This window comes from Pseudoalteromonas prydzensis (genome assembly GCF_001661495.1).
GTDB lineage: Bacteria > Pseudomonadota > Gammaproteobacteria > Enterobacterales > Alteromonadaceae > Pseudoalteromonas > Pseudoalteromonas prydzensis.
Genome location: NZ_BDDT01000015.1, coordinates 30,208 through 54,760, shown reverse-complemented (window position 1 = coordinate 54,760; position 24,553 = coordinate 30,208). Strand labels below are relative to the sequence as shown.

The window sequence follows — 24,553 nt, the reverse complement described above, 5'->3', positions numbered from 1 at the left end:
ATACTTTATTTTTATCCAACATAGCTTAAATATAGCGGGTTTTAATTAAACTTGATAGCAGTGCTGTGCGTTTTTGTAGCTAAGTTGTGACCACATGTTATCACTCGTGCAACGTTTGAAATGGCTTTGCCAACATTGTTGGTAACTAGTATTAATTTGGCATACAGGGAAGTTACTGGCAAACATTACTCGCTGTATTCCAAAGCGCTTAATAATAAAATCAAAGCACTGTTGTTGCTGGGTTTGAGTCAGTGCTGGGAGTAGTTCAAATCCTGAAAATTTGATCCTGCAATTGGCTATTTTTGCTAGTTGGCTAATACCTTGTTGCCACTGTGGCAAGTCATTAGGTAAGCCCGCATGGTTTATTACAATCTGCAAATGCGGGAGTTGGCGGCAATAATTTACAATTTGTTGCGTAATAGCGAGGTTTTCAATGTTAAATTGCGCCTCAAAAATTAGCTGATGACTACTTAGTAGCGCTAGGTTTTCTAGGCAGTGAGAGTTACTTAAGCGCACTGCATCAGTACCCTCGGTGATATCTCGAATACCCACTAAGCTGGGGTGTGATAAGGCGGTAATTGCATTATTAAAATCGTTGGGGGGGCTGTCAATCGGGGCAAAGCTGATAGCTTTATAATTGTGGCCAGCTAAGTGTTTAGCTAACCAGCGCAGCTCGTTGATTGGCTGCTGATTATCAAAGCCTGCCTCGATATGTACCAGGCCAGCAAGCTCAAACTGGGCTTGCTGCTGGAGTTGAACTGCCGTCATGGGGGCTTTAATAGTTGCTAAATTGGGCCAGCTTACCGGGTTGCTCCCTTGTAACCAGTCATATTGACCCTGTGCTAAATTAAAAAAGTGTACATGGGGATCGATAATGCGTTCACTCATTGCGCGGTGTAACCACCGTCAATGGTTTGCAAACTGCCGGTAATAAAGCTGGCATCATCACTGGCTAAAAAATTAACTAGAGCAGCGACTTCATCAGCCTGGCCGAGTCTGCCTAACGGTTGTAAAGCACCTTCTTCGGCTACTATACTTGCTTTATCTGCGCCACTACGAGCACAATACGCGTCGATAGCATTATGAAATAGCGGTGTTTCTATGGTGCCTGGGCAGACTGCATTGGCGCGAATATTGTACTGCGCGTAATCTAGTGCGGTGGTTTTTGCCATTGATGCTAAGGCATGTTTTGTTAAGTTGTAGGCAAATGAATTGCTTTTGCCGATAATGGCTTGATCTGAGGCAATTAAGATAATCGCCCCATTTTGCTGCGCTTTCATGCTCGGTAGGACACTTTGAATTGCTGCGTATGCACCTTTTACATTAAGTGCAAATAAGCTATCAAAGGTTGCTTCATCGGTATTCTCAATGGTAGCGCTTAAATGACGACCTGCATTCGATACTAACACATCGATGCGTTTTGAATGACTGGCAATGTCGGCAATAACTTGCTTTACAGCATTAACATTACTGACATCACAGTGGTGCCAAATGCCTAAATCAGCAGCTTCAAGATCCAGATTATGCACTTGATAGCCGTTATTTAAAAAACGCTCAACAACAGCACGGCCGATGCCTTTACTGCCGCCTGTTACGATTGCAACCTTTGACATGGTAATTCCTTAGTGGTTGTGGCCACAGCCACCTTCGCTGTGTACATGACCATGAGACAACTCTTCGCTGGTTGCTTCACGCACGCTGAGTACTTGCACATCAAAAGTGAGAGTTCTACCAGCAAATGGGTGGTTTAAATCGCAATCAGCATTAAAACGGCCTACTTTTACAATCGTTACTTGATGGCGGCCTTGGTTAGAGCTCACCATTGCAGTCATGCCTGGCTTCCACACTTTCGTGTCACCTTGTAGGTGTTTAAGTGGGATGCGTTGAATTAGGTCATCTACTCGCTCACCGTAAGATTCACTTGGCTTAAGGGTTACGCTGAAGCTATCGCCAGCGCCTTTACCTTCAAGCGCAGTTTCAAGACCTGGAAGCATGCCTGCTAGGCCATGAATATAGGTTAATGGCTCGCTGCCGATACTTGTTTCTAGTTGCTCGCCTGCTTCACTTAACGTGTAGTGAAATTCAACTGCCGAGTTTTTGCTAATTTGCATGCTGATCTCTTTAATTTAACTAAAATGAAAAGCTAATTTTACGCTAAATACAGATGATGTGAAACTGCTGCTTAGTGAGGTTGCTTTAAGGTTTTTTCAAGTTCAGAAAGTAAGCTGGCATTGGGCACTTGGGGAACGGTTTTAGTTACTTGCGGTAAATGTAATATCAGTTGCGTACCTGGGGTTAAAATACTGGTGGCATTGAGTTTATTCCACTGTGCTAAATCGCTGTGTGGCACATCATATAGCTGGCTAATTCCCCAGATGGTATCGCCTGGTTTTACTTGATATTGAATAGCAATAGTGGGGATCGTCACTTCATTTTGTTCCAGATAAGGACTGATCCGATAATCAATCATTAATGAATCTGGCATGGTGCGAGGTTGCCCAACCAGCAGAGTTTCGCCAATGCCGATTAGATTGGAGCGTTTATTATTAATAGTTTTAAGCTTTTTGACCGATAAACCAAAGCGACGAGCTATCGAATATAAGGTATCATTTTTTTTCACCGTATATTCACCAGTAAAATTATTCTTAAAAAACTGGCTTCGCAATAAGCTTTGTTGCTGTAGTGGCAGTAATAAAGTATGCGGACCATTGGGAGAACTTTGATTTTTTAAATAGCCAGGATTAAGTTTATGCAGCTGACTGCGGCCAATACCAGATAAGTTTGCGATCACTGAAAAATCAAATTGCTGGCCAACATTAAGCTCAGTGGTTAGGGCTTTATTTGCCAATTTGGGGCGGATCAGTCCACGTTTAGGGTGTTGTACTAAGTAGCTTAATGCCATTAATTTAGGTACGTATTCAGAGGTTTCTTTTGGTAATTTTAACGACCAATAATCGGTGCTTTTACCACGTTTTTTATTTTCGGCAATGGCACGCTTTACCCGTCCTTCACCGCTATTGTATGCCGCTAATGCATGTAACCAATTACCATCAAAACGTTTATGTAAATATGCTAAATAGTCCAGCGCAGCATCGGTCGACGCTAAAACATCTTTGCGACCGTCATACCATTGATCAGATTTAATCCCAAAGTGATGAGCTGTCGCACCCACTAACTGCCACACGCCAACCGCTTGTTCGGATGAGCTAATGGTTGGTCGAAAATCGCTTTCAACAAAGGGCAGTAAAGCCAATTCCATCGGTAGCTTACGTTGCTCAATTTTACTTACAATATGATAAAGATAAGGGGCGGCACGAGTACTGACAATCTGCAAGTAGTTAGGTTGCTTGGTATACCAAGCAATACGCTTATTGAGGGCTTTATTTAGATACACCTCGATAGTTAAGTTATTTGCAATGTGCTGCCATAAATCTTGGCTGCGATTGTTAGCTTGCGATACATTTTCCACTTGTTGCGATGGGGCTTTTAAATGTATTTTTTGTTTTTTCTGCTCAGTGTCAGTCAGCGGCGGCGGAGTAATGGCTGTTGGTTTAAAGTGATTAAAAATAACCGGAGCTTGCTGATTATCACTTGGCTGTAACGACTGCTCAGTACTCTGACAACCAGATAGTAAAAATAACGTTATTAACAGGACTAATAGATAACTGCGCATAAAAATCACTAAATAAATATCCTTATAAAAGATTAGCACATCCAGGTGCGGCCGCTATTTTGACTGTTTCGCTTGTTTAAGTCCAGCCTGTAGGAACAGTGGATAAGCTTTTTGGCTGATCGCATCGATTTGATAGTCTTTAGCAAACTGCGGGTTAAAACTTTGTTCTAATTGTAATAAATCTTGCTGTGGGTGAGCGGTTACATGGGCCTGAATGGCCTGCAAAAAGCTTAAAGGTTGTTGTAAGTCAATGGCTTTAAGGGCGCTTCCGTGGCCAGGAAGGATGATTTTAATTCGCTTATCATTGTGTAATTGAGTGAGTATGTTTAGCCAATTAGCAAAATTACCATGACCTGGGTATGGCAGCCAGTCAACAATATCTGCGCCAACTAAAATAGCGTGGTTTTCGGCGCTGAGCGTTAGGTCAGCATTGGTATGAGCTTGGTAAGCGTTAATGGTGACGGGGTAATTTCCCAACTCTAGCGTTAATGTATTTGCGACTTGTAAATTAGGGGTTTGAAGCTGGTATTGGCGCCAACGCAGTAACCGTTGCTTTGCCAAATTAAGTTTATCGCGCCATTGTTGCTGTTGTGCTGCTGGTTGTTCTGATAAGCGCTGAAAGCTCAGCTCAATACTTTTTTCATAACTATCAAGTTTATCCGTATAGGCTTTTTGCAATGAATTAAACTCGGCCGCAAGCTGCTGATGGACAATTAATTGGGCATCAGGAAAGTGGTGCTGAAAAATGGCCATGCCCAGTAAATGATCATCATGAAAGTGACTGGCAACCAAGTAGCATAAAGGGGTTTTTAAGGTGCTTTTTAGTTGCTCGACAGTGGCTTCGACGGCTGCAAAGTCGCCACTGGCATCAAACATTAGCGCACATTTATCACCTTGAACAAGCACTTGGTTTGAATCATAAAAACGTAAAGCGCTCGATTGCTCTAAAAATTGTACGTTAGCAGAGATGGTGTGCCATTGTGTGGCGGCTACACTGGGGGTGGCTGCAACAGCAAAATAACTTAGCAGTAAAAATGTAATTAACTGCACGGGAGTATAAAAATAGTGGGTCATAGTTACAGAGCCTGAGTTGCCAATAATAAAATAGGCAAGTTAGCTGATTTTGTTTGTAATTGATACTGCAATTGTTGAGGTAATAAAAAAGCGCATCGTGCGCTTTTTTATTTAGTTGATGATTGTCCTAAGTAAGCACTTAGTTTATCAATGAGCTGATCGTGTTGTTGTTGTTCAACGTTTTGCTGCGTTTTTGCTTCAAGTAGCTCGTGGCTAATGTTCAAAGCGGCCATTAATAAGGCTTTTTGATCATTGCGTACTGTTGAGCGTTGCTTCATTTGCTCAACCAAATCGTTTAGGTATTTGGCCGATGCAATGAGGGCATCTTCTTGTCCAGCAGGGCAAGCAAATTGCTGCTCTTTACCAAGCAACTCAACGGTGACTCGCTGGTTTTGCAGCTCAGACATTAGCTAGCCTGTTGGACGCTTTGTAACTTCTCGAGTAAACCAGTTAGAGTTGTACTGGTGTCTTTTTGTTTTTCTTCACTTTCAAGTACTTCAAGTTGAAGAATTTCATTTTCGTCGATTAGTTTACTATTTTTATCTTTAAGTTCGCTAACCTGAGTTTGTAGCTGTGAATTTTGACCAATTAATTGGTCGATCAATTGTTCTAGTTGAGAAAGGGTATCGTTATTCATTAAGGCGCTCATAAAACTGTGATTATTGTCATGCAAATGTAAAGCAAAGTTGCTTTATATGCCAGCATTTACGTGTGTTTTAGCTGATTTTTATTTAATGTTAATGAGCTGTTCAGGCTAGCAGCTTATTTGTTCATAAGTGATTCACTTAATGACCAGCAATTTATGACCCTGCGGATTTTATGTTGTAGAATATAGCCAACTTCAATGGGTTTATTTAAATAAACCATTTATAGCGAAATAACATTATGCTTAGTTATAGACATTCATTTCATGCTGGAAACCCAGCGGATGTGGTTAAACATTTGGTGCTTGCTCAAGTTTTAAGCTACCAGACTCTCAAAGATAAACCATTGGACTATATCGATACTCATTCAGGGGCTGGCTTTTTTGAATTAGCAGGCGCAGATGCGCAAAAGACCCAAGAATATCTCGATGGTATTGCTAAGCTTTATCAACATAACAGCGAACATCAAGAGCTCAATGATTATATTGCGTTGATCAAGTCATTTAATGACGCTCAGCAGTTGGCTTTTTATCCTGGCTCTCCAAAAATTGCCGAGCACTTTTTACGTCGCCAAGACAAGGGCTGGTTTTTTGAATTACATCCGCGAGATTTAGCGTTATTGCAAGAAAACATGAGTGGTAAACGTTCGATACGTGTTCGCGGTGAGAATGGCTTTGCAGGTTTAGTTGGATTATTACCGCCTGCGTCGCGGCGTGCTTGTGTGCTAATTGATCCTCCTTATGAAATTAAAGACGATTACGATACCGTTGTTAAAACCTTAACTAAGGCTTATCAACGCTTTGCTACTGGTACTTATATGATTTGGTATCCAGTGGTTGATAGAGAGCGAATTGAGCGGATGGAAGAGGGGCTTATAGCCTCAGGCATGCGTAATATTCAATTATTCGAACTGGCAACACAAGCGGATACCGATGTACATGGTATGACTGCATCGGGAATGATCGTGATTAACCCACCGTGGAAACTTAAACAAACCATGGATAACGTATTACCTGAACTGGTAAGCTTGTTAAGTGACTCGTCTGGTTTTTACCGTAGCGAGCAGTTAGTAGCAGAATAACCTAAAACGCCCAGCAGAGCTGGGCGTTTTATTTATTTTTCAGCGCTTTAATTTAAAAGTAAGTGGCTTTAAAAGTAGCCAGTTCATTGCCTTGCTGATCTTTTAAGCTGAGTAATTCACCTTTAATTTCCCACTTGGCAGTATTTTGCAACACAGCTGACATTGCCGCTTCTTGTTCCATACCTTTAAAACACATTTTCTTTGTGCTGGCTTGCGGGCTAAATGTAAGTGATTGCTGATTTACCTGATAGCTGCCAGTAAAGTTATTACAGCCTAAAAAGCCATGACTTTTGTTATCAGCGCTAAACTGTATAAATGGTTCTTTTGTTTCTACGGTTACTTTCTCGCCATTTAAAGTAATGGCTTTAAAATATGTATTTACTAAATCAACATCTGGCTTTTGTGGTGCAACCTTTGACACGACTACTTCATAAGGTGCAGCTTGTGCTGATTGCTCAAAAGGGTTGTTATAGGTAGTGCTAACATAAATCAGCTGGTCTTGATTAGTGATCCGTGCGATTACACTGTAACGATGGCGTTGATCCATTTTGCTCGCGTCGTAGCTAAGCTCTACCGTGTAAGGTGGTGCACCATTAATATCGACAGTTTGCTGGCTGATCACTTCAGCTTTAGCATCCATTTTTGATACGTCAGCAAGCGTCACTGTTAGTTGTGAGCCTGGGCGTAGCATACTGCGATCAAGGTAGGTAACTTGTGTTGTTAAAGTGGCCATAGCTGCATCTTCAGTAGTTTGTTCAGTTGCTTCAGGTTGAGTTTGGCATCCTGAAAGCACAACAGCACTGCTGGCTAATAGACTAATACCAACAATCGATTTTAACATTGCATGTGGTTTATGTAATAGCATGGCTTATTCCTTGATGTGAATTAAATCGGTGGACTCTTAATTGCTACAAGTTTACGGCGTAGTTACTTAATCATAGCTTAATTAGCTTAGCTATTAGATCAGCATAAAAGGTGCTTTTAGGCACCTTTTCAATACAAATATTCGCTTATTTCTTTACAAACTTTGTTAAAATAACAATGCGCTGACCATCAACACGCCCTTCGATATGTTCAGGATTGCTGGTTAAACCAATGTTACGAACAGCAGTACCTCGTTTAGCGGTTAAGCTACTACCTTTAACATCTAAATCTTTAATTAGCGTGACGGTATCGCCAGCTTGTAGCACTACGCCATTGCTATCAATATGTTTGATATCATCATTTTCAGCAAGTGCTTTTTTAGCCCATGCTAATGTATCTTCTTCAAGATAGATCATATCAAGAGCATCTTGTGCCCAGCCATTATCAACAGCTAAACGGGTTAGCATTCTATAAGCAACCACTTGCACAGCAGGTGTTTGACTCCACATGCTGTCGTTTAAACAATGCCAATGAATTGGCGTAATATCCGTGTTGCTTTCAACTTGGTCTTTACAGATTTGGCAGGTATAAATGCATTTATCTGAATGAGCTTCAGTGACCGGCGGCACTTCGTATACAGAAAGGTTTTCAGTAGCAGCGCATAACTCACATTGGTTATTACTGCGTTCAACTAAGGCTTGTTCTATGCTCATATCTGGCTCTATTTGGGAGGTAAACTCAAAGGTAAGCCGCTATTATACTCAATTGTAGAGCAAATTAGAACATATCCATTATTTATGTGTGGGTATATCGGTTATTTTAGATGAAGGTGATTTTACTCGATTTAGAAAAATGGGCTTTATTGCTTCAAGTTTAAGTTTAGGCAAGCTGAAAAAATTTAACTATACTGAGTCGATATAATAACAACCATTTAGCTGGCATGAGTCGCTAAAATTATTAGCAGGATATAATATGCTAAATACGCAGGTTACAGCCAATGTGCCAGACCTTGTAACTCAATATATAGCAAGGCAGCCTATTTTTAATGCTGAAACAGGCGTTTATGCGTACGAATTGCTTTATCGAGATTCGATTAATAACGTATTCCCTGTTGGCACAACGGATGGTCAAGCTACAGGGCGATTGTTTTTTAACGCTTTAATGCTTATTGGTATCGATAAACTTACCGCTAATCAATGTGCCTTTATCAATCTTTCTTCAGATGCGTTATTAGAAGATTTTCCTAAATTATTGCAACCAAACAGTGCCGTAATTGAAATTGTGGAAAGAGCCGATAACATAGAGGAAGTAACAAGGCGTGTACGCGCATTAAAAAAAGAGGGCTACATTTTTGCTCTTGATGATTACGATGGCGATGAAAAGTGGGAGCCATTATTAAGCCTAGTTGACTATATTAAGCTTGAAGTTGAAGAGCCAATCATTAAAACCAATATGCTATTAAAAAAGCTAAAGCGTCGTTTTCCTGATGTAAAAATTATAGTTGAACGTATTGAAACCCATGAACAATTCATGATTTTAAAAAACGCAGGCTGCGATTACTTTCAAGGCTTCTTTTTTGCACGACCTGAAATGCTCAGCTATCACAATGTTGAACCATCAAAATTAGCTGTTTTTGATCTATTACGTTGTACATCTCGCCCGGATTTGAATTTTGACGAAGTACATCAACGTGTTGCAAAGGATGTAGGATTAACTGCTCGTATTCTTAAGCTGGTTAATGCTCGCTCTAAAAACCCAGACTTCGTTATTAGTTCTATTTCCCAAGCGGTTATTTACTTAGGTGAAAATACCATCCGTCAATTTGTGCGAGTGCTCGCGTTGAGTGAGCTAGGTGTTGATAAACCCAGTGAATTGACTAAATTAGGTTTAATTCGTGCGCAATTTATGCTGTTGATGCTAGAGCCTGGTGGGAAAGAAATGGCTGAGCGAGGCTATTTAGTTGGTTTAATGTCGGTGCTCGATGCCATTTTAAATATGGGGCTTGATGTTATCGCAAAAGAGTTTTGCTTAGGGGATGATTTATCCAGCGCACTGCTTAACTTTAACGGCATGCTAGGTGCTACGTTACAACTAGCTCGAGCAGTGGAAGAAGATAACTGGCCGTTAGCGATTAAATTATTAGAGACCATTCGTCCTGCTTCTGAAATTGATATCGTCTATAACGCTATGTTTGCAGCGCGTCAGTATGGAGATGACGTTTTAGCCTCAATTATTGAACAAGCGTAATAGCTTGAGTATGATGCGCCATCAGCCATATTATTTTAAAGATTTATTATGCGTTTAGTACTGCCTATCATCACAATTTTAATTGCGCTTGCGCTATTGTTACCTGGGGTTACCCAGCCAGTGTTAACTTTAGAAGGTAAAATAGATAAATCAAAACTAGCACAAACAGGCATTGAAATGCTGGCAGACGAAGGTGACCGTAATACCCGCAATATGCTGATGATGGCATCTAGTATGTTGGGGCTTGATAAATTGGAAGGTGAAATTAACGCTTACCAAAAAACGAGGAGTATTTGGGGTACGGTTAATGAACTGGCTGATAACAAAAATTACTTAGTCGCAGCATTAGTGGCATTTTTCTCGATCGTGATACCAACCTTAAAACTATTGATGCAATTGCTCTATATTTTTTTACCGGTGAATAAATTTAAGCACATGCTCGGTCAAGTAATACAAGGTGTAACTAAGTGGAGCATGGTAGATGTATTTGTGATTGCCTTAATTGTGGTTTATCTTGCGGGTAATGCCGATGGCCAAATGGGGGAATTGATCAACATGCACGCTGAACTGGGTGTTGGTTTTTGGTATTTCACCGGCTATTGTTTATTTGCCATCGCCGCCAGCAGCTTAATAAAAACAGATATAAAAAGTAGTTAAACGTTTGTATTAGCGTGTAAGTTACCATAAACTTCGCTAGAACCTAGAACCTAGAACCTAGAACCTAGAACCTAGAACCTAGAACCTAGAACCTAGAACCTAGAACCTAGAACCTAGAACCTAGAACCTAGAACCTAGAACCTAGAACCTAGAACCTAGAACCTAATTTAAAAAAGGCATTGTGTTGCAACGTATTCACCAGAGTTTATTGGCCATAGTTTTGTTACTCACTTTAGTGGGTCAAGCTGTTGCGTCTGTAACTATGTCGTGCGAAATGCCTCATATGAGCCAACCCCAGTCGCAAGTTTTTGATACTACTGATATGCACCATGATATGTCGGCTGGTATGATGAACATGGATTGTTGCGATGACGACGCAACAAACAACCAAGAGTGCGCTTGCCCAATGAGCGCCTGTAGTACGCACTCTATGCTGTGTATGAATAGCTTATTTACAGCCGTGCTACTCAGTGCCGAAAAAGTACAACTCTATACCCCACAAAATCAAATCTACATAGCCAACTCGTTATATCGCCCTCCTATGTCTGCCTAATTGCAGCATAGGTGCGTCTGAAATTTACTAAACTTTATTAAAAATCGCCTATTGCTGCCTCTAAATTAATCATTTTTTTAATTTTTAGTGGAGTAAGTGATGAATCACTTCGTAGTACTTAAAAGCAGTTTTTTAGCGCTAATGCTAACAACAGCAAGCTCAGTATACAGTAACGAATTAAGCCTTGCACAAGCGCTCGATTATGCTCTTGATAATGAACCTTGGCTCACAGCGAATAAATATCAGCAAGCTGCTGTGCAAGCACAAAGCTTAGCCGCAGGTACATTACCTGATCCGGTATTAAGCTTAGGGCTGATGAATTTACCTACCGATGGCTTTGCTTTCGATCAAGAGGGTATGACCCAATTAAAAGTGGGTGTAAGCCAGATGTTTAGCCGTGGCGACAGCCTAGAACTCAAACAGCAAGCTTTAGCGCAATCAGCGCAGCAATATCCATGGCTGCGTGCCGATAGGCTTGCCCAGGTTAAAACCATTGTTATTGAATCTTGGCTCAACGCTTATCGTGCGCAGCAGAGTATTGCGCTGATTGAGCAGGATAAAGCCTTGTTCACGCAATTAATTGATATTACTGAGTCAAGTTATGCCAGCTCTGTTGGTAAAACTCGCCAGCAAGATATTATTCGCGCCCAGTTAGAATTAACCCGCCTTGAAGACAAACTGGTGGTGCTAGAACAGCAGTTTGAAAGTGCTAAAAAACGCATGTCACAATGGCTACCGATGAGTATGTTAACTCAACCTGTCAGCGCTAAGCGCAATGATATTAGCCCATTAGTTGACTTTGCGGCGCTTAAATTTGAACAGCTAATGCCGCTGTTAATAGCGCATCCTGCAATCGTTGCCATAGAGCAAAGCGTTGCTGCCAAGCAAACCGAAATTGCCGTGGCTAAACAAAGCTACAAACCGCAATTTGGTGTGAATATGGGATATGGCTACCGTGATGACACGCCGATGGGTGACTCTCGTGCCGATTTATTTTCAGTCGGGATTAGTATCGATTTACCGCTGTTTACCGACAATCGCCAAGACCAACAAGTCAATGCTGCTATTGCCATGGCGGAGTCAGCGAAAACAGAGAAGTTGATCGCACTGCAAAAGCTAAAAGGCATGTATTTTAAAGAGTTTAGCCAGCTTTCACGACTGCAACAACGTGACGCCTTGTATCAAACAAAGTTACTGCCACAAATGGCCGAACAAGCGCAAGCTACCCTAAATGCTTATACCCGCGATGATGGTGATTTTTCAGAAGTAATGCGTGCTCGTATCAGCGAACTGAACGCCAAAATTGACGCACTGAATATCCAAATTGATCAACAAATTATTATTGCTCGCTTGAATTATTACGCCAGTAGCAAAGATGCTGCTGTGATGGCTGAGCTATTAACAGGAGCGCATAATGAACACTAATTTAAAACTGCTCATTGCAGCAATAGCCGGCGCGGGAATTGCGACGGCAGGCTTTATTTTGTTAAAGGATGCTGCTGAATCGGCAACCGTTAATTCAGAGCAAAAACCTCTATATTGGGTGGCGCCTATGGATAGTAATTATCGCCGTGACGCACCTGGGCTTTCACCAATGGGCATGGATCTAGTGCCTGTGTATGCAGAAGATGAAAGCAATGGCCAAGATGGCCCTGGCGCGGTGACAATATCTCCTGCAGTGATCAATAACCTTGGCGTCAGAACCGCGAAAGTGCAGCACAAAGCACTGCAAACTGAAGTACAAACAGTGGGGTATGTACAATATAACCAAGATCAACTGGTGCATATTCACCCGCGTGTAGAAGGCTGGTTAGAAACACTTTTCGTTAAAGCTGCTGGTGATCAAGTTAAACAAGGTGAGCCGCTATACACCTTGTATTCACCGCAATTGGTCAACGCACAGGAAGAGTTTGTACTGGCTGTAAACCGCAATAACCCCGTGCTTATTCGTGCGGCAAAAGCCCGCTTAAAGGCGTTAAATGTCTCGGATGGTTTTGTTGAGCGCTTACAAGCTAATAAAAAGGTGATGCAAAATATTACCTTCTACGCGCGTCAAAGTGGAGTGGTTGATGAGCTTAATGTACGCGAAGGCTTTTATGTAAAACCCGGTACCTCAATGATGAGTATTGGCCAACTTGACGAAGTATGGGTCGAGGCCGAAGTGTTCGAGCGCCAAGCGCAGTTGATTGAGGTTGGTTTACCGGTGACCATGACCCTTGATTATATTGCCGGGCAAAGCTGGCGGGGCAAGGTTGATTATATTTACCCAACTCTGGATGCCAAAAACCGTACGCTGCGAGTGCGCCTGCGCTTTAATAATCAAGACCATCAGCTAAAACCGAACATGTTCGCACAAGTGAGCATTCATGCCAAAGCAGCTGAGCAACAACTTATAGTACCTAAAGAAGCAGTGATCCGTACAGGCAGCCAAGATCGCGTTGTAGTTGCGTTAGGTGAAGGTCGATTTAAATCTGTGGCAGTTGAACTGGGCCGAAGCGATAGCCTTAATGCCGTTATTTTAGCGGGCGTTAAAGCCGATGATGAAGTGGTGACGTCAGCACAGTTCTTATTGGATTCTGAATCCAGCAAAAACTCAGATTTTAAACGTATGCAAACACCCGAAGCTATCACTAGCGTGTGGGGCAAAGGTGTGGTGAATAGTGTAATGGCAGGCCATCGTATGGTGAATATTAGCCATGAACCTATGAAGGAATTGGATTGGCCAAGTATGACCATGGATTTTATGGTTGCCGATGGCGTTGATTTTCAGGCGTTACAAGCAGGACAAACTTTGCACTTTGAGCTAACCAAAAATGCCGATAACAGCTACATGATAAGCGCTATTCATATTATGGATTCAACCCATATGATGAATGAAGCTGATAATATGGCGAGTGTAACCGGTACTATCAACAGTATTGATAAAACCCAGCGCACTGCCAATATCAGTCGCGGTGCTATTAAAAAATGGCATCGAGCCCCAGCAACTATGGATTTTGTATTTGCTGAAAATATCGATTTAAGCCACCTTTCAGCGCAGCAAAAATTGGCATTTACCTTTTATGTGCAAGACGGTGAGTTTATCATCCAGCGTATTGATGCTGAATCAAGCATGCAATCACACAGTGGTCACTAGGGGGCATTATGATAGCAGCAGTTATTCGATGGTCCGTTACTAATCGGTTTTTTGTCTTGTTATTAACAGCAATACTGATTGGTGGTGGCTTATTTGCCGTAAAAAATACCCCCGTTGATGCCTTGCCCGATTTATCAGATGTGCAGGTGATTGTAAAAACCTCATATCCTGGGCAAGCGCCACAAGTGGTGCAAGATCAGGTTACTTTTCCACTGACCACAGCGATGCTCTCAGTGCCAGGGGCACAAACGGTACGCGGTTTTTCATTTTTTGGTGACTCCTACGTGTATGTCATCTTTGATGAAAACACCGATCTTTACTGGGCACGTAGTCGAGTGCAAGAGTATTTAAGTCAAGTGGCTAGCCGTTTGCCTGATAGCGCAACGGCAGAACTTGGCCCAGACGCCACCGGTGTTGGTTGGATTTATTTATACGCGCTAGTGGATAAAACCAACCAGCACGATATTAGTCAATTGCGCAGCTTACAAGATTGGTTTTTAAAATTTGAATTGCAAACGGTACCCGGGGTGTCAGAAGTGGCCTCAGTTGGGGGGATGGTAAAGCAATATCAAGTCAATGTAGAGCCAGATAAACTGCGCGCTTATGGTATTCCGCTGAGTTTAATTCAAACCGCGATTAAGCAAGGTAACCAAGAAATGGGCGCCTCGGTGGTGGAAATGGCCGAAGCCGAATACATGGTAACCAGCACCGGTTATATAAAAAGCGTTGCTGATTTAGAGGCCATTCCACTGGGCGTTAACGCCAACGGCACGCCACTACAATTGCGTGATGTTGCCGATATTCGTCTTGGTCCACAAATGCGCCGCGGCATTGCTGAGCTAAACGGCGAGGGCGAAGTCGCTGGTGGCGTAGTGGTAATGCGCTTTGGCGAAAATGCACAAAAAACCATAGAGTTGGTAAAAGCAAAGCTCGAATCACTGAAAAAAGGCCTGCCTGATGGCGTTGAAATAGTGCCTGTGTATGACCGCTCTAATTTGATCAAAAACGCAGTTGATAACCTCACCAGTAAACTGCTCGAAGAGTTAGCGGTGGTGGCGCTGATCTGCGTGGTATTTTTGTTCCACGTGCGCTCATCACTGGTGGCTATTATTACTTTACCGCTGGGGATTTTAACGGCGTTTATTATCATGTATTGGCAAGGTATTAACGCCAACATTATGTCGCTCGGCGGCATTGCCATTGCTATTGGCGCGATGACCGACGGCGCAATTGTAATGATCGAAAATATGCATAAACACATGGAAAAAACCCCACTCACGGATGAAAACCGCTGGCAAGTGGTCACTGATGCCGCCAGCGAAGTTGGTCCAGCACTATTTTTTAGTTTATTGATCATTACCGTCAGTTTTATGCCGGTGTTTATTCTAGAAGCCCAAGAAGGACGCATGTTTGCTCCGCTGGCGTACACTAAAACCTATGCAATGGCGGCATCAGCAGGTTTAGCAATTACCTTAGTGCCAGTATTAATGGGTTACTTTATTCGTGGCAAAGTTATTTCAGAGCAGAAAAATCCGGTTAATCGCTTATTGGTTAACGCCTACAAGCCATTACTGAATCTCGTTTTACGGTTTCCTAAAATGACCTTAGTGTTAGCACTGGTAGTCGCAATTATTGGTTTCTATCCGGTGAATAAAATTGGCAGTGAATTTATTCCACCGTTGGATGAAGGCGATTTAATGTATATGCCAACCACTTACCCAGGCTTGTCGATAGGTAAAGCGCGAGAGATTTTACAACAAACCGATAAGCTCATCGCCACAGTACCCGAGGTGTTAACCGTGTTTGGTAAAGTAGGCCGTGCAGAAACTGCCACCGATCCTGCGCCACTGACCATGATCGAGACCTTTATTCAACTCAAGCCTAAAGATCAATGGCGCGAAGGCATGACCTTAGAAAAATTGAAAAAAGAACTCGATGGCTTAGTGAAGTTTCCAGGCCTGACCAATGCGTGGGTGATGCCAATAAAAACTCGTATTGATATGCTAGCAACGGGAATTAAAACCCCTGTCGGCATTAAGGTTGCGGGGCCTAATTTGAGCGAAATTCAAAAAATTGGTCAGCAGATTGAAGTGTTACTTAAAGATGTGCCCGGTACTGCTTCCGTTTACTCTGAGCGGGTAGCGGGTGGGCGTTATATCAAGGTCGATATCAACCGTGAAAAAGCCGCCCGTTATAGTTTAAATATTGCCGATGTGCAGCAAGTGGTTGCCACTGCAATTGGCGGTATGAATGTAACCGAAACGGTTGAAGGGCAAGAGCGTTACCCGGTTAACTTACGTTACCCACAAGATTACCGTGATTCACCCGAAGAGCTGATGCTATTGCCAATTGTCACGCCAACAGGTCAACGTATTGCGCTTGCCGATGTAGCTGATGTATTTATTGAAGATGGCCCTCCGGGTATTAAAAGCGAAAATGCCCGCTTAAACGGCTGGAGCTTTATTGATATTGATGGCATTGATATTGGCAGTTATGTAGACAATGCGCGCCAAGTGCTTGACGAAAAGCTAGTGCTTCCAGCTGGCTATTCAATAACCTGGGCTGGGCAATATGAATACATGGAGCGTGCTAAAGATAAGCTTGCCTATGTATTACCACTGACCTTAGCGATTATAATTGTGTTGTTGTACCTCAACTTTCGAAGCTTTGTAGAAGTAGCCATAATAATGGCCACCTTACCGCTGGCGATGATCGGCGGTATCTGGCTCATGTACTTAGAAGGTTTTAACTTCTCAGTCGCCGTGGGCGTTGGCTTTATTGCCCTTGCTGGAGTCGCGGTGGAAATTGGCGTGATCATGCTGGTGTACTTAAACCAAGCCTATAATGCAAAGTGCGCGCAAGCACAACAAGCAGGTACAACGCTTAGCTTTATAGAGCTTAAACAAGCCATTATTGAAGGCGCTGGCCTGCGAGTACGCCCAGTGATGATGACAGTCGCCACCATTATCATCGGTTTACTACCTGTACTTTATGGTACTGGAACAGGCAGTGAAGTAATGAGCCGCATCGCCGCGCCAATGGTCGGCGGCATGTTCAGCGCCATTGTATTAACCTTGCTCGTACTACCCGCGGTGTATTTGCTATGGCGCAAGCGGGGTATTAATTAGTGAGTTTCACCCTATAAAAATTACCCTGTTACTTGTAACTTATACGAGTTTGAGTAACAGGTTTTTAATACTTACTTGTTTTTGCTTAACTTTTTAATGGCACGTTTTTAGCTTTATTCTTATAACACGTCTTTAGCTATAGCCTTATCTCTAGGCTTAATTAAGTAAGGAACACACATGCAAGTTAAAACAATACAAGAAGTGTACGATTGGACTGTACTATTTCATACGCAAATGGCTGCAAACTTTTTTAGTCTTCGCGATGGTTTAGCTGAGCATAATAGAATGCTCGCGGACTATTTTGTTGAGTACGAAAAAAAGTTGGCTGAGGATATGGTTGGTTTTAAAGCCATCACCGAAATAAATACATTAGATACGTATTGCTATGAGTACTTTGCTGAAAATCCTGAGCTGATTAAATTTACTGATTTGGATCGCGATATCCGTGTTGATGAGCAAGTGATGCAGGGTTACTTATCTGAGCAGCACAAAAAAGTGATTAACCTCTATGAATATCTGCTTAGTCGTGCAGAAACTCCAGCTGGCAAAGAGAAGTTAGCGCAATTGCTAGAGCTTGAGCAGCAAGGCTTAAAGCAGATGATACAAAGTGCTAATCGCCATATGGATATGTAATAGCTAAAATAAATCGAATTTGGATAGCCAGCGCTATCCAAATTTAGCTATGTTTGTAAATCACACAAAGTCGATTAAAAACCCCACCTTTTTTAAGTACTTTTGCTCTTGCTGTAAGTCTGCATGCAGTAGGGTTTGCTCGCTGAGCCATCCTAGTGGAAACTGCAACAGCATACTGTTACCTTTAACAGAAACGGCTAACTCTTGATGTTGATCGTTAAGGCGCTTTTGATTTAATAATACCGCTAATCTGAGCAATACAATTAATTGTAAAATTTGAAAGTGTGGCACGGATAGTAGCGTTGGAAACTCTTCTAAGCGAACTTTTTTGCGGTAAAACCGTATCATACAGCTAAGCAACGTTTGCTGCTGTTGCGTAAACCCCGGTAGCTGGCTATTTTCAACCACATAAGCACTGTGCTTATGTAAGCCCGATGAGTTAATACCTAAACCGATTTCATGCAACTGTGCGGCCCATACTAGAAGCTGGTGATTATCTAATGAGTCGAGCTGCCATTCTTTTTGTACTTGTAAAAATAGCCAATCGGCAGTATTTGCAACGCGCTGAGCATGGACTTTATCGATTGTGTTGCGTTCGCTTAAATTAGCTATGGTATTGCTGCGTATATCTTTAAGTGCCAGTTTTTGCTGCATTTCATGCAGTAAGCCTTCGCGTAGTGAAAAGTCACTGTAATCCATTTCGGTAATATTAAACAGCTGAAAAATCGCGAGTAAAATAGCTAAGCCACCGCAAATACTTACTTGACGTTCAGGGCTTAAACCTTCAATTAATAAGTTATCAATGGTTTTGGCTGCAATAAATTGGGTCTTAAGCTCAAGTAAGCGCTCTAAGGTAATATTTTTTTGCTCAGGATCATTTGCGCTGATCATTGCTAATATTGATTTTATTGTGCCCGAGGTGCCCACCACAGATTGCCAACCAGCATTAATGTAAGTAGCAAAAATGACTTCAAGCTCTTGCTCTGCTTTTATCTGCGCTTTGTTAAAGCGTTTTTCGTTGATCATGCCATCGGCAAAAAATTGCTTGGTATAGCTTACGCAGCCCATATTGCGACTTGAGAGCAGCTTATGTTTAAAATGCTTGCCAATAATTAGCTCGGTACTGCCGCCGCCAATATCAATCACTAAACGGTTTTCATCATGGTGAATGTAGTGGGCAACACCTTGGTAAATTAAGCGTGCTTCTTCTTGGCCTGAGATCACATCAATTTGATAAGGAAAAACATTACTTGCTTGAGTTAAAAAGGAATTAATATTTTTTGCGCGTCTGAGTGTATAGGTTGCGGCTATTTTTACATTGCTTGCAGGGAAGTCTTGCAGTGTGGTGGCAAATTGCTTCAGTATCGCTAATGCTCTATCAATTGCTGTCTGACTTAATTGATTTTTGTCGTCTAAGCCATCAGCTAAATACACGCGTTGCTTTTCTTTATGGAGAATTTGCAGCGAGCCGTCAACTTCTCTTGCGACCACTAGATGAAAGCTGTTAGAGCCTAAGTCAACCGCAGCTATTGAGGGATAATCATTCATTATTGTAATTGCCTTCCCATTTTTTTAAGTGGTCGTAAATTGCGATTTGCGAGCGTATTTTTTTGCGGTTACCGCGTCTTACATAATGGTTTTTTTGTTCGCTATCAATAATCCGAGCTTTAGTGCGATCTTTAAATTGGAGCTCAAGAACATCAATGATCAGTTGTTTAAGCTTTTCATCATAAATAGGCACACCCACTTCAACCCGATGATCAAGGTTACGAGTCATCCAATCAGCAGATGAAATATACACTTTTTCGTCACCATTATTAGCAAACACCATCACTCGTGGGTGCTCTAAAAAGCGGTCAACAATACTAATAACGCGAATATTGTCGCTAAAATTATTGAGCCCTGGGACCAGTGAACACATGCCCCGTACAATTATGCGAATTTTAACCCCGCTACGAGCGGCTAAATACAAGCTATCAACCAGCTCTTTATCGACTAAGTTATTTATTTTTAATGTTATTTTACCTGCTTTACCATTTTCAACGTGTGCTATTTCCTGCTCAATCAAACCAAGTAGCAGTTGTCGCGCATTGACGGGAGAAATCATCAAATGCTCGAACACAAAGGGTTTATAACTACTTTCAATAAACTTAAATACGCTATCGCTTTCATCACAAATGCCTTGATGTTTAGTGAACAAACTAAAGTCAGTGTAAATTTTAGCGGTTTTTTCGTGGAAATTACCGGTGCCGATATGCGCGTATTTAACAATGTGGCCTTTCTCTTTGCGATGCACAATACATAATTTACTGTGTACTTTAAGTGCCGGAATACCAAAAATAACTTTAATCCCAGCAGCGCTCAGTACTTTAGCCCAACCAATATTATTTTGCTCGTCAAAGCGGGCTTTTAGCTCAACCATTACCGTCACTTTTTTGCCATTTTTAGCCGCATTAATAAGTGATGAAATTAGCCGAGACTTACTTGCAACACGATAAATATTGACCTTAATTTGCGTAACATTAGGGTCAAATGCGGCTTGGCGAACATATTCCAATAAGTGGTTAAAGGTATGATAAGGATAGTAAAGTAGAATATCTTGCTGGCTAATTGCTGCAAAGACACTGGCGTGATTGTTAAAGGCGGTGCTTTGCAAAGCAGGGAGCGGTTTGTTTTCTAAATATTGCCGACCAACATTGGGAAAACCAATAAAGTCTCTAAAATTACGGTAACGGCCGCCGGGGATCAAGGCATCATGATGGGTAACACCTAAGCGTTTTTTCATTACTTTAAGCATCGATTCTGGCATGGCTTGATCGTAAACCAAGCGTACTGGCTCGGCATAAATACGTTGCTTGAGGCCTTTTGACATTTTATCAAGAATGCCTTCTTCTAGTTCATCATCAAGGTTGTATTCGGCATCACGAGTCAGCTTGATGGCGTAACCTTGAATGTTATCAAAGTCAAAAAAGCTACTAAAAACATCACTTAAAAAGAAAGTAATGACATCATCTAGCATCACAATAGTTTTATGACGACGAGTTTTTTCTGGGGGTAAAATAATGAATCTAGGCACTCGATCGGTCGGTACTTCTAGCATGGCGTAATGGCTTTTTTCATTATTCATTTCAACAAACATATAGGTCATAGTGTCGTTGATTTGATCTGAGTAATCTTTGTTTTCATCTAATAAAATAGGTGATATATGCTGTAATACATTATCGTGAAAGAAGTTTTTTAACCAGTTGATATGAAATTCGCTAAGCTGCTCAGGGCGGTCAACATAAATATTATGGGTAATCAGATCTTTTAGAATTTGTTCATGGATCAGGTTAAATTTTTTGCCTAACAGCAGCACTTTTTGCTGGATTTGAGTCAGTAAAATTTCGTCTTCATCAAAGTTAGTATCAGGTAATTTATTTAATAAAATGCGCCGTTTCACATCCGCAACTCGAACCCTAAAAAACTCATCCATGTTATTGGAAAAGATCCCCAAAAAACGAATGCGCTCAATAATTGGATTATTCTTATCTTTTGCTTCTTGTAAAACGCGGTCGTTAAAAGATAGCCAACTTAACTCTGGGGCAAAATAATTGATTGTTTGCGGCACATCAGCACAGGCGTTCATTTTCTATTCCTTGGATAGCAACTGAACAAAATATAAAGTACTTAGATGACACAAAAATGACAAGCGTGTCACTTTTGTGACACGCTAGAGGTTAGGTTTTAGTGTGATTTAAGCGTCTTCAATATCAACAATTAAATCAGAAGTAATTGCTTCAAGTGCTGCGACTACTTCATCTTTATTCATACCTGTAGGTAGTGCAACCGTGGCAACCGCACTAAAAATAGGCACTCCCCAGTTTGGTGCGCTTTGTTGCTTTGAGTTTAAGTGAGTGATATTTGCCCCTTTGTGGCGTAATACACCCGCAAGCTCTTGAATAATTCCAGGGCGGTCATTACCGGTGATCACAAAGTTAAGCTGTTCAGCTGGCGTGTCAGGAAGTGCATCACTACCCGTTTCAATACGTACTTCTAGTTGCGGTAGGCTATGTAATGAATCTTGTAATTCTTGTAAGTGTTCAGCGGGTACTGCAACTTCAATAATGCCGGCAAAATGACCGGCTAAATGACTTAAATTACTGGTGAGCCAGTTACCATGATGATTTAAAATTGCAGAAGAAATATCTTCCACAAGGCCAGAGCGATCTTGCCCCAAAATAGTTATAACTAATTGCTTCATAAGTAAATCCCTTGAAATGCCGTAATTGAATAATAAATGCCCAGGCATGAAATTGTTGTTATATAAAAAGAACCGAATTGAGTATTGACTCAGGTCCTAAATTTGTCCAATTTTTTTGCCATTAGTTCAACTGAAAGGCTGTAATAAAGCGTAGTTGTAGTAGGTAAATGTTCTAAACTTATGTTATTCAATAATAAATTACTAAGTTGAAAGTTTTTCAACTTGTCATGATTTTTTAACTTATTGAATATAAACACTGTTTAACTGATTGTAATGGATATAACCACAAAGCCTAAGCAATTATGACGGCTGTAACAATACTGTCATCTTGGTGAAATATAATCTGTCCAACGTTAAGATTTATAGGTGTTTTGATGACTTCCAATCCGAATAAACCGTCTTTTAATACGGATAGAAGCCGTCTATTTAAAGATCGGTTTGCCAAATTCAGCATTACCGCTGGCGGTATTATGGTATTGATAGCTTTGCTATTGATATTCTTCTATTTATTGTATGTAGTGCAACCTATTTTCGAATCAGCGAAAGTAGAAACTCGCGATAGTTTTGCACTCAGTAATGCAGATCAAATTGTTGGTTTAGGTGTTGAAGAACAAACCGAAGTGGCATTTTTACTAAGCAAACAAGGCAATGTTGATTTTTATAGTGTTGAGAAAAAAGGCTTTGGCAAAAAGCTTGCAAGCTTAGCAGTGCCACTGGATAGCGACGTGAGTAGTTTTGCAGTCAGCGCGCCTTTTCAAGGGCATTATGCATACGGCCTAGAAAACGGCTCAGTGGTTTTGGTCGCACCTAAATTCTTAGTTACCTTTCCTAATAACGAGCGTAAATTAACACCGCGCTTAGGTTATCCATTGGGCGAAGACTTACCATTACAAGTTGATGCACAAGGCGCAGCAATTAAACAATTTGCCTTTAGTCACTATGAAGATAAAACCGCGGTTGTGGCACAAACTGAAGATAAACGCGTCATTTTTAGCAGTTTTGTTGCAGAAGAGAACATGTTCAGCGGAGAAGTTGAATGGGTTGTTGAGCGTACTGAACTCGATATTGAGGGACGTGTTGATCAACTATTAATGTCACCAGATACTACCCGTACGTTTGTTCGTTCAGCCAATCAAATTTATGTTTACGATACACGCTACCCAAGTGAAGTTGAATTAATTCAAATGCTGGCGGCCAATGAAGAAAATGCCAACCTAGTGGCTGCACAATTGTTAGCAGGTGCTAACTCATTGATGCTAGCAAATGATAATGGCGAAGTATCACAATGGTTTGAAGTAAACACTGATACAGGTCGTGAATATCAAAAAATTCGTGCCTTTGAAACGTCAAAGCAACCTAAGTTAGATATATTTACTGAGTTTTATCGTCGTACTTTCTTCACCACAAGTAGCAACGGCGAGCTTGGTGTGTATTACACCACCAGTGAAGCTAAATTATGGCAAGGTAAAATCAGTGACGGTCCGATTGAAAACTTTGCCATTGCGCCGCGCTCAAACGCAGCGCTTATCTTAGCCGATAATAAACTTACTGTGCTTGAAATCCACAATGAGCACCCTGAAGTAACTTGGTCAGCGTTATGGCAAGAAGTATGGTACGAAGGTTACCCTGAGCCGGGTTATATTTGGCAGTCAACATCTGCAGGCGATGACTTTGAATCGAAGTTCTCTTTAGTGCCTATTTCGTTCGGTACTATTAAAGCGGCTTTATATGCCATGTTATTTGCTGTGCCAATCGCACTTTCTGCAGCAATCTATACCGCTTATTTTATGTCTGGCTCACTGCGTAAAGTTGTTAAACCCACTGTTGAAATCATGGAAGCCTTACCTACTGTAATCTTAGGGTTTTTAGCGGGTTTGTGGCTTGCACCATTAATTGAAGAACACTTACCGGCAATTGTAGGCTTATTGTTTATGCTACCGCTGGGTATTTTATTGACCGCATTTGCGTGGACTAAACTACCAGAAAGCATTCGTCATCGCGTTCCTGATGGGGCTCATTCAATTTTACTTATTCCAGTGTTGTTGTTAATTGGCTGGTTGGCGTTTGCCATGAGTGGTGCCATCGAACTTTGGATGTTTGATGGTAATGTGCGCCAATATTTAACTAACGAATTAGGGATGACGTTCGATCAACGTAACTCTCTTGTGGTTGGGATTGCGATGGGGTTTGCGGTTATTCCAACTATTTTCTCAATTGCTGAAGATGCCGTGTTTAGTGTGCCTAAGCATTTATCAAACGGTTCGTTAGCACTGGGTGCAACACAATGGCAAACACTAGTCAGTGTTGTGCTATTAACTGCCAGCCCAGGTATTTTCTCTGCCGTGATGATGGGCTTAGGTCGCGCCGTAGGTGAAACCATGATCGTACTAATGGCAACCGGTAACACACCAATAATGGATTGGAGTATTTTCCAAGGTATGCGTACTTTAGCAGCTAATATCGCAGTAGAAATGCCAGAATCAGAAGTGGGTAGTTCACACTATCGAATTTTGTTCTTAGCCGCATTTGTATTATTCATATTCACCTTTATTTTCAACACGATTGCTGAGTTTGTTCGTCAGCAGTTGCGTGATAAATACAGCTCGATGTAAGTAGGAGA

At 41.5% G+C, this 24,553-nt stretch carries 21 protein-coding genes; 9 read left to right on the top strand and 12 right to left on the bottom strand.

All coding sequences use genetic code 11. The features are described 5' to 3' along the window. Window positions 1-45: 45 nt before the first annotated feature. The 7 genes from A7968_RS19315 to zapB all read right to left on the bottom strand — a co-directional run bounded on the left by A7968_RS19315 (window position 46) and on the right by zapB (window position 5,384). Window positions 46-888, bottom strand: coding sequence for an amidohydrolase family protein (locus A7968_RS19315; protein WP_064668180.1), 843 nt, complete (start codon window positions 886-888; stop codon window positions 46-48). Beyond that, complete coding sequence (locus tag A7968_RS19310) at window positions 885-1,613, bottom strand: SDR family NAD(P)-dependent oxidoreductase (protein WP_064668179.1); 729 nt, start codon at window positions 1,611-1,613, stop codon at window positions 885-887. The genes A7968_RS19315 and A7968_RS19310 overlap by 4 nt, the downstream gene beginning before the upstream one ends. A 9-nt stretch (window positions 1,614-1,622) precedes the next feature. After that, window positions 1,623-2,111: an FKBP-type peptidyl-prolyl cis-trans isomerase gene (locus A7968_RS19305; protein WP_064668178.1), complete on the bottom strand. Its 489-nt coding sequence runs from the start codon at window positions 2,109-2,111 to the stop codon at window positions 1,623-1,625. 71 nt (window positions 2,112-2,182) lie between these two features. Next, window positions 2,183-3,673, bottom strand: coding sequence for a LysM peptidoglycan-binding domain-containing protein (locus tag A7968_RS19300; RefSeq protein ID WP_064668177.1), 1,491 nt, complete (start codon window positions 3,671-3,673; stop codon window positions 2,183-2,185). Window positions 3,674-3,727: 54 nt separating this feature from the next. After that, window positions 3,728-4,747 (bottom strand): MBL fold metallo-hydrolase, encoded by a 1,020-nt coding sequence (locus A7968_RS19295; RefSeq protein ID WP_064668176.1) that lies wholly within the window; start codon window positions 4,745-4,747, stop codon window positions 3,728-3,730. 107 nt (window positions 4,748-4,854) lie between these two features. Further along, complete coding sequence (locus tag A7968_RS19290) at window positions 4,855-5,154, bottom strand: cell division protein ZapA (RefSeq protein ID WP_064668175.1); 300 nt, start codon at window positions 5,152-5,154, stop codon at window positions 4,855-4,857. Continuing rightward, the gene (gene zapB, locus A7968_RS19285; RefSeq protein ID WP_064668174.1) at window positions 5,154-5,384 is read right to left on the bottom strand and encodes a cell division protein ZapB; all 231 of its coding nucleotides are present in this window, start codon (window positions 5,382-5,384) and stop codon (window positions 5,154-5,156) included. The genes A7968_RS19290 and zapB overlap by 1 nt, the downstream gene beginning before the upstream one ends. A gap of 248 nt (window positions 5,385-5,632) precedes the next feature. On the opposite strand from zapB, the gene A7968_RS19280 reads away from it, so the two are divergent. Continuing rightward, window positions 5,633-6,472 (top strand): 23S rRNA (adenine(2030)-N(6))-methyltransferase RlmJ, encoded by an 840-nt coding sequence (locus A7968_RS19280; protein ID WP_064668173.1) that lies wholly within the window; start codon window positions 5,633-5,635, stop codon window positions 6,470-6,472. 52 nt (window positions 6,473-6,524) lie between these two features. Here the strand turns inward: A7968_RS19280 and A7968_RS19275 are convergent, their stop codons facing one another. Together A7968_RS19275 and A7968_RS19270 are read right to left on the bottom strand one after the other, a co-directional pair. Beyond that, complete coding sequence (locus A7968_RS19275; protein ID WP_064668172.1) at window positions 6,525-7,337, bottom strand: META domain-containing protein; 813 nt, start codon at window positions 7,335-7,337, stop codon at window positions 6,525-6,527. A 145-nt stretch (window positions 7,338-7,482) separates the two neighbouring features. Further along, window positions 7,483-8,049 carry a PhnA domain-containing protein gene (locus A7968_RS19270; protein ID WP_064668171.1) on the bottom strand — a complete coding sequence of 189 codons (567 nt, stop codon included), beginning with the start codon at window positions 8,047-8,049 and terminating at the stop codon, window positions 7,483-7,485. A 259-nt stretch (window positions 8,050-8,308) separates the two neighbouring features. On the opposite strand from A7968_RS19270, the gene A7968_RS19265 reads away from it, so the two are divergent. The 7 genes from A7968_RS19265 to A7968_RS19235 all read left to right on the top strand — a co-directional run bounded on the left by A7968_RS19265 (window position 8,309) and on the right by A7968_RS19235 (window position 17,690). After that, window positions 8,309-9,583: an EAL and HDOD domain-containing protein gene (locus A7968_RS19265; protein WP_064668170.1), complete on the top strand. Its 1,275-nt coding sequence runs from the start codon at window positions 8,309-8,311 to the stop codon at window positions 9,581-9,583. A 48-nt stretch (window positions 9,584-9,631) separates the two neighbouring features. Next, window positions 9,632-10,240 (top strand): paraquat-inducible protein A, encoded by a 609-nt coding sequence (locus A7968_RS19260; protein WP_064668169.1) that lies wholly within the window; start codon window positions 9,632-9,634, stop codon window positions 10,238-10,240. 181 nt (window positions 10,241-10,421) lie between these two features. Further along, the gene (locus tag A7968_RS19255) at window positions 10,422-10,793 is read left to right on the top strand and encodes a hypothetical protein (RefSeq protein WP_227008865.1); all 372 of its coding nucleotides are present in this window, start codon (window positions 10,422-10,424) and stop codon (window positions 10,791-10,793) included. Between the two features lie 99 nt (window positions 10,794-10,892). Next, entirely contained in the window at window positions 10,893-12,218 is a 1,326-nt protein-coding gene (locus tag A7968_RS19250) for a TolC family protein (RefSeq protein ID WP_064668167.1), read from the top strand. Next, window positions 12,208-13,929, top strand: a complete 1,722-nt coding sequence (locus tag A7968_RS19245) for an efflux RND transporter periplasmic adaptor subunit (protein WP_064668166.1) — start codon at window positions 12,208-12,210, stop codon at window positions 13,927-13,929. The genes A7968_RS19250 and A7968_RS19245 overlap by 11 nt, the downstream gene beginning before the upstream one ends. A gap of 8 nt (window positions 13,930-13,937) precedes the next feature. Beyond that, on the top strand, window positions 13,938-17,057 hold the full coding sequence (locus A7968_RS19240; RefSeq protein WP_064668165.1) for an efflux RND transporter permease subunit: 3,120 nt from the start codon (window positions 13,938-13,940) through the stop codon (window positions 17,055-17,057). Window positions 17,058-17,234: 177 nt separating this feature from the next. Then, complete coding sequence (locus A7968_RS19235) at window positions 17,235-17,690, top strand: hypothetical protein (protein ID WP_064668164.1); 456 nt, start codon at window positions 17,235-17,237, stop codon at window positions 17,688-17,690. A 60-nt stretch (window positions 17,691-17,750) separates the two neighbouring features. Here the strand turns inward: A7968_RS19235 and ppx are convergent, their stop codons facing one another. The 3 genes from ppx to A7968_RS19220 all read right to left on the bottom strand — a co-directional run bounded on the left by ppx (window position 17,751) and on the right by A7968_RS19220 (window position 21,933). Further along, window positions 17,751-19,238, bottom strand: coding sequence for an exopolyphosphatase (gene ppx / locus A7968_RS19230; RefSeq protein ID WP_064668163.1), 1,488 nt, complete (start codon window positions 19,236-19,238; stop codon window positions 17,751-17,753). Next, a complete protein-coding gene (ppk1, locus tag A7968_RS19225; RefSeq protein ID WP_064668162.1) occupies window positions 19,231-21,318 on the bottom strand; it encodes a polyphosphate kinase 1 in 2,088 nt (695 codons plus the stop codon). Before ppk1 ends, ppx begins: the two co-directional genes overlap by 8 nt. A 108-nt stretch (window positions 21,319-21,426) precedes the next feature. Next, window positions 21,427-21,933 (bottom strand): glycine cleavage system transcriptional repressor, encoded by a 507-nt coding sequence (locus A7968_RS19220; RefSeq protein WP_064668161.1) that lies wholly within the window; start codon window positions 21,931-21,933, stop codon window positions 21,427-21,429. A gap of 374 nt (window positions 21,934-22,307) precedes the next feature. Here A7968_RS19220 and A7968_RS19215 point away from each other — a divergent pair, with 374 nt between their 5' ends. Then, window positions 22,308-24,545 (top strand): ABC transporter permease subunit, encoded by a 2,238-nt coding sequence (locus A7968_RS19215; protein ID WP_064668160.1) that lies wholly within the window; start codon window positions 22,308-22,310, stop codon window positions 24,543-24,545. Window positions 24,546-24,553: the final 8 nt, after the last annotated feature.

Coding starts and splice junctions, on each gene's coding strand:
- A7968_RS19315 (WP_064668180.1), bottom strand. CDS start 888: ATGAGTGAACGCATTATCGATCCCCATGTACACTTTTTTAATTTAGCA.
- A7968_RS19310 (WP_064668179.1), bottom strand. CDS start 1,613: ATGTCAAAGGTTGCAATCGTAACAGGCGGCAGTAAAGGCATCGGCCGT.
- A7968_RS19305 (WP_064668178.1), bottom strand. CDS start 2,111: ATGCAAATTAGCAAAAACTCGGCAGTTGAATTTCACTACACGTTAAGT.
- A7968_RS19300 (WP_064668177.1), bottom strand. CDS start 3,673: ATGCGCAGTTATCTATTAGTCCTGTTAATAACGTTATTTTTACTATCT.
- A7968_RS19295 (WP_064668176.1), bottom strand. CDS start 4,747: ATGACCCACTATTTTTATACTCCCGTGCAGTTAATTACATTTTTACTG.
- A7968_RS19290 (WP_064668175.1), bottom strand. CDS start 5,154: ATGTCTGAGCTGCAAAACCAGCGAGTCACCGTTGAGTTGCTTGGTAAA.
- zapB (WP_064668174.1), bottom strand. CDS start 5,384: ATGAATAACGATACCCTTTCTCAACTAGAACAATTGATCGACCAATTA.
- A7968_RS19280 (WP_064668173.1), top strand. CDS start 5,633: ATGCTTAGTTATAGACATTCATTTCATGCTGGAAACCCAGCGGATGTG.
- A7968_RS19275 (WP_064668172.1), bottom strand. CDS start 7,337: ATGCTATTACATAAACCACATGCAATGTTAAAATCGATTGTTGGTATT.
- A7968_RS19270 (WP_064668171.1), bottom strand. CDS start 8,049: ATGAGCATAGAACAAGCCTTAGTTGAACGCAGTAATAACCAATGTGAG.
- A7968_RS19265 (WP_064668170.1), top strand. CDS start 8,309: ATGCTAAATACGCAGGTTACAGCCAATGTGCCAGACCTTGTAACTCAA.
- A7968_RS19260 (WP_064668169.1), top strand. CDS start 9,632: ATGCGTTTAGTACTGCCTATCATCACAATTTTAATTGCGCTTGCGCTA.
- A7968_RS19250 (WP_064668167.1), top strand. CDS start 10,893: ATGAATCACTTCGTAGTACTTAAAAGCAGTTTTTTAGCGCTAATGCTA.
- A7968_RS19245 (WP_064668166.1), top strand. CDS start 12,208: ATGAACACTAATTTAAAACTGCTCATTGCAGCAATAGCCGGCGCGGGA.
- A7968_RS19240 (WP_064668165.1), top strand. CDS start 13,938: ATGATAGCAGCAGTTATTCGATGGTCCGTTACTAATCGGTTTTTTGTC.
- A7968_RS19235 (WP_064668164.1), top strand. CDS start 17,235: ATGCAAGTTAAAACAATACAAGAAGTGTACGATTGGACTGTACTATTT.
- ppx (WP_064668163.1), bottom strand. CDS start 19,238: ATGAATGATTATCCCTCAATAGCTGCGGTTGACTTAGGCTCTAACAGC.
- ppk1 (WP_064668162.1), bottom strand. CDS start 21,318: ATGAACGCCTGTGCTGATGTGCCGCAAACAATCAATTATTTTGCCCCA.
- A7968_RS19220 (WP_064668161.1), bottom strand. CDS start 21,933: ATGAAGCAATTAGTTATAACTATTTTGGGGCAAGATCGCTCTGGCCTT.
- A7968_RS19215 (WP_064668160.1), top strand. CDS start 22,308: ATGACTTCCAATCCGAATAAACCGTCTTTTAATACGGATAGAAGCCGT.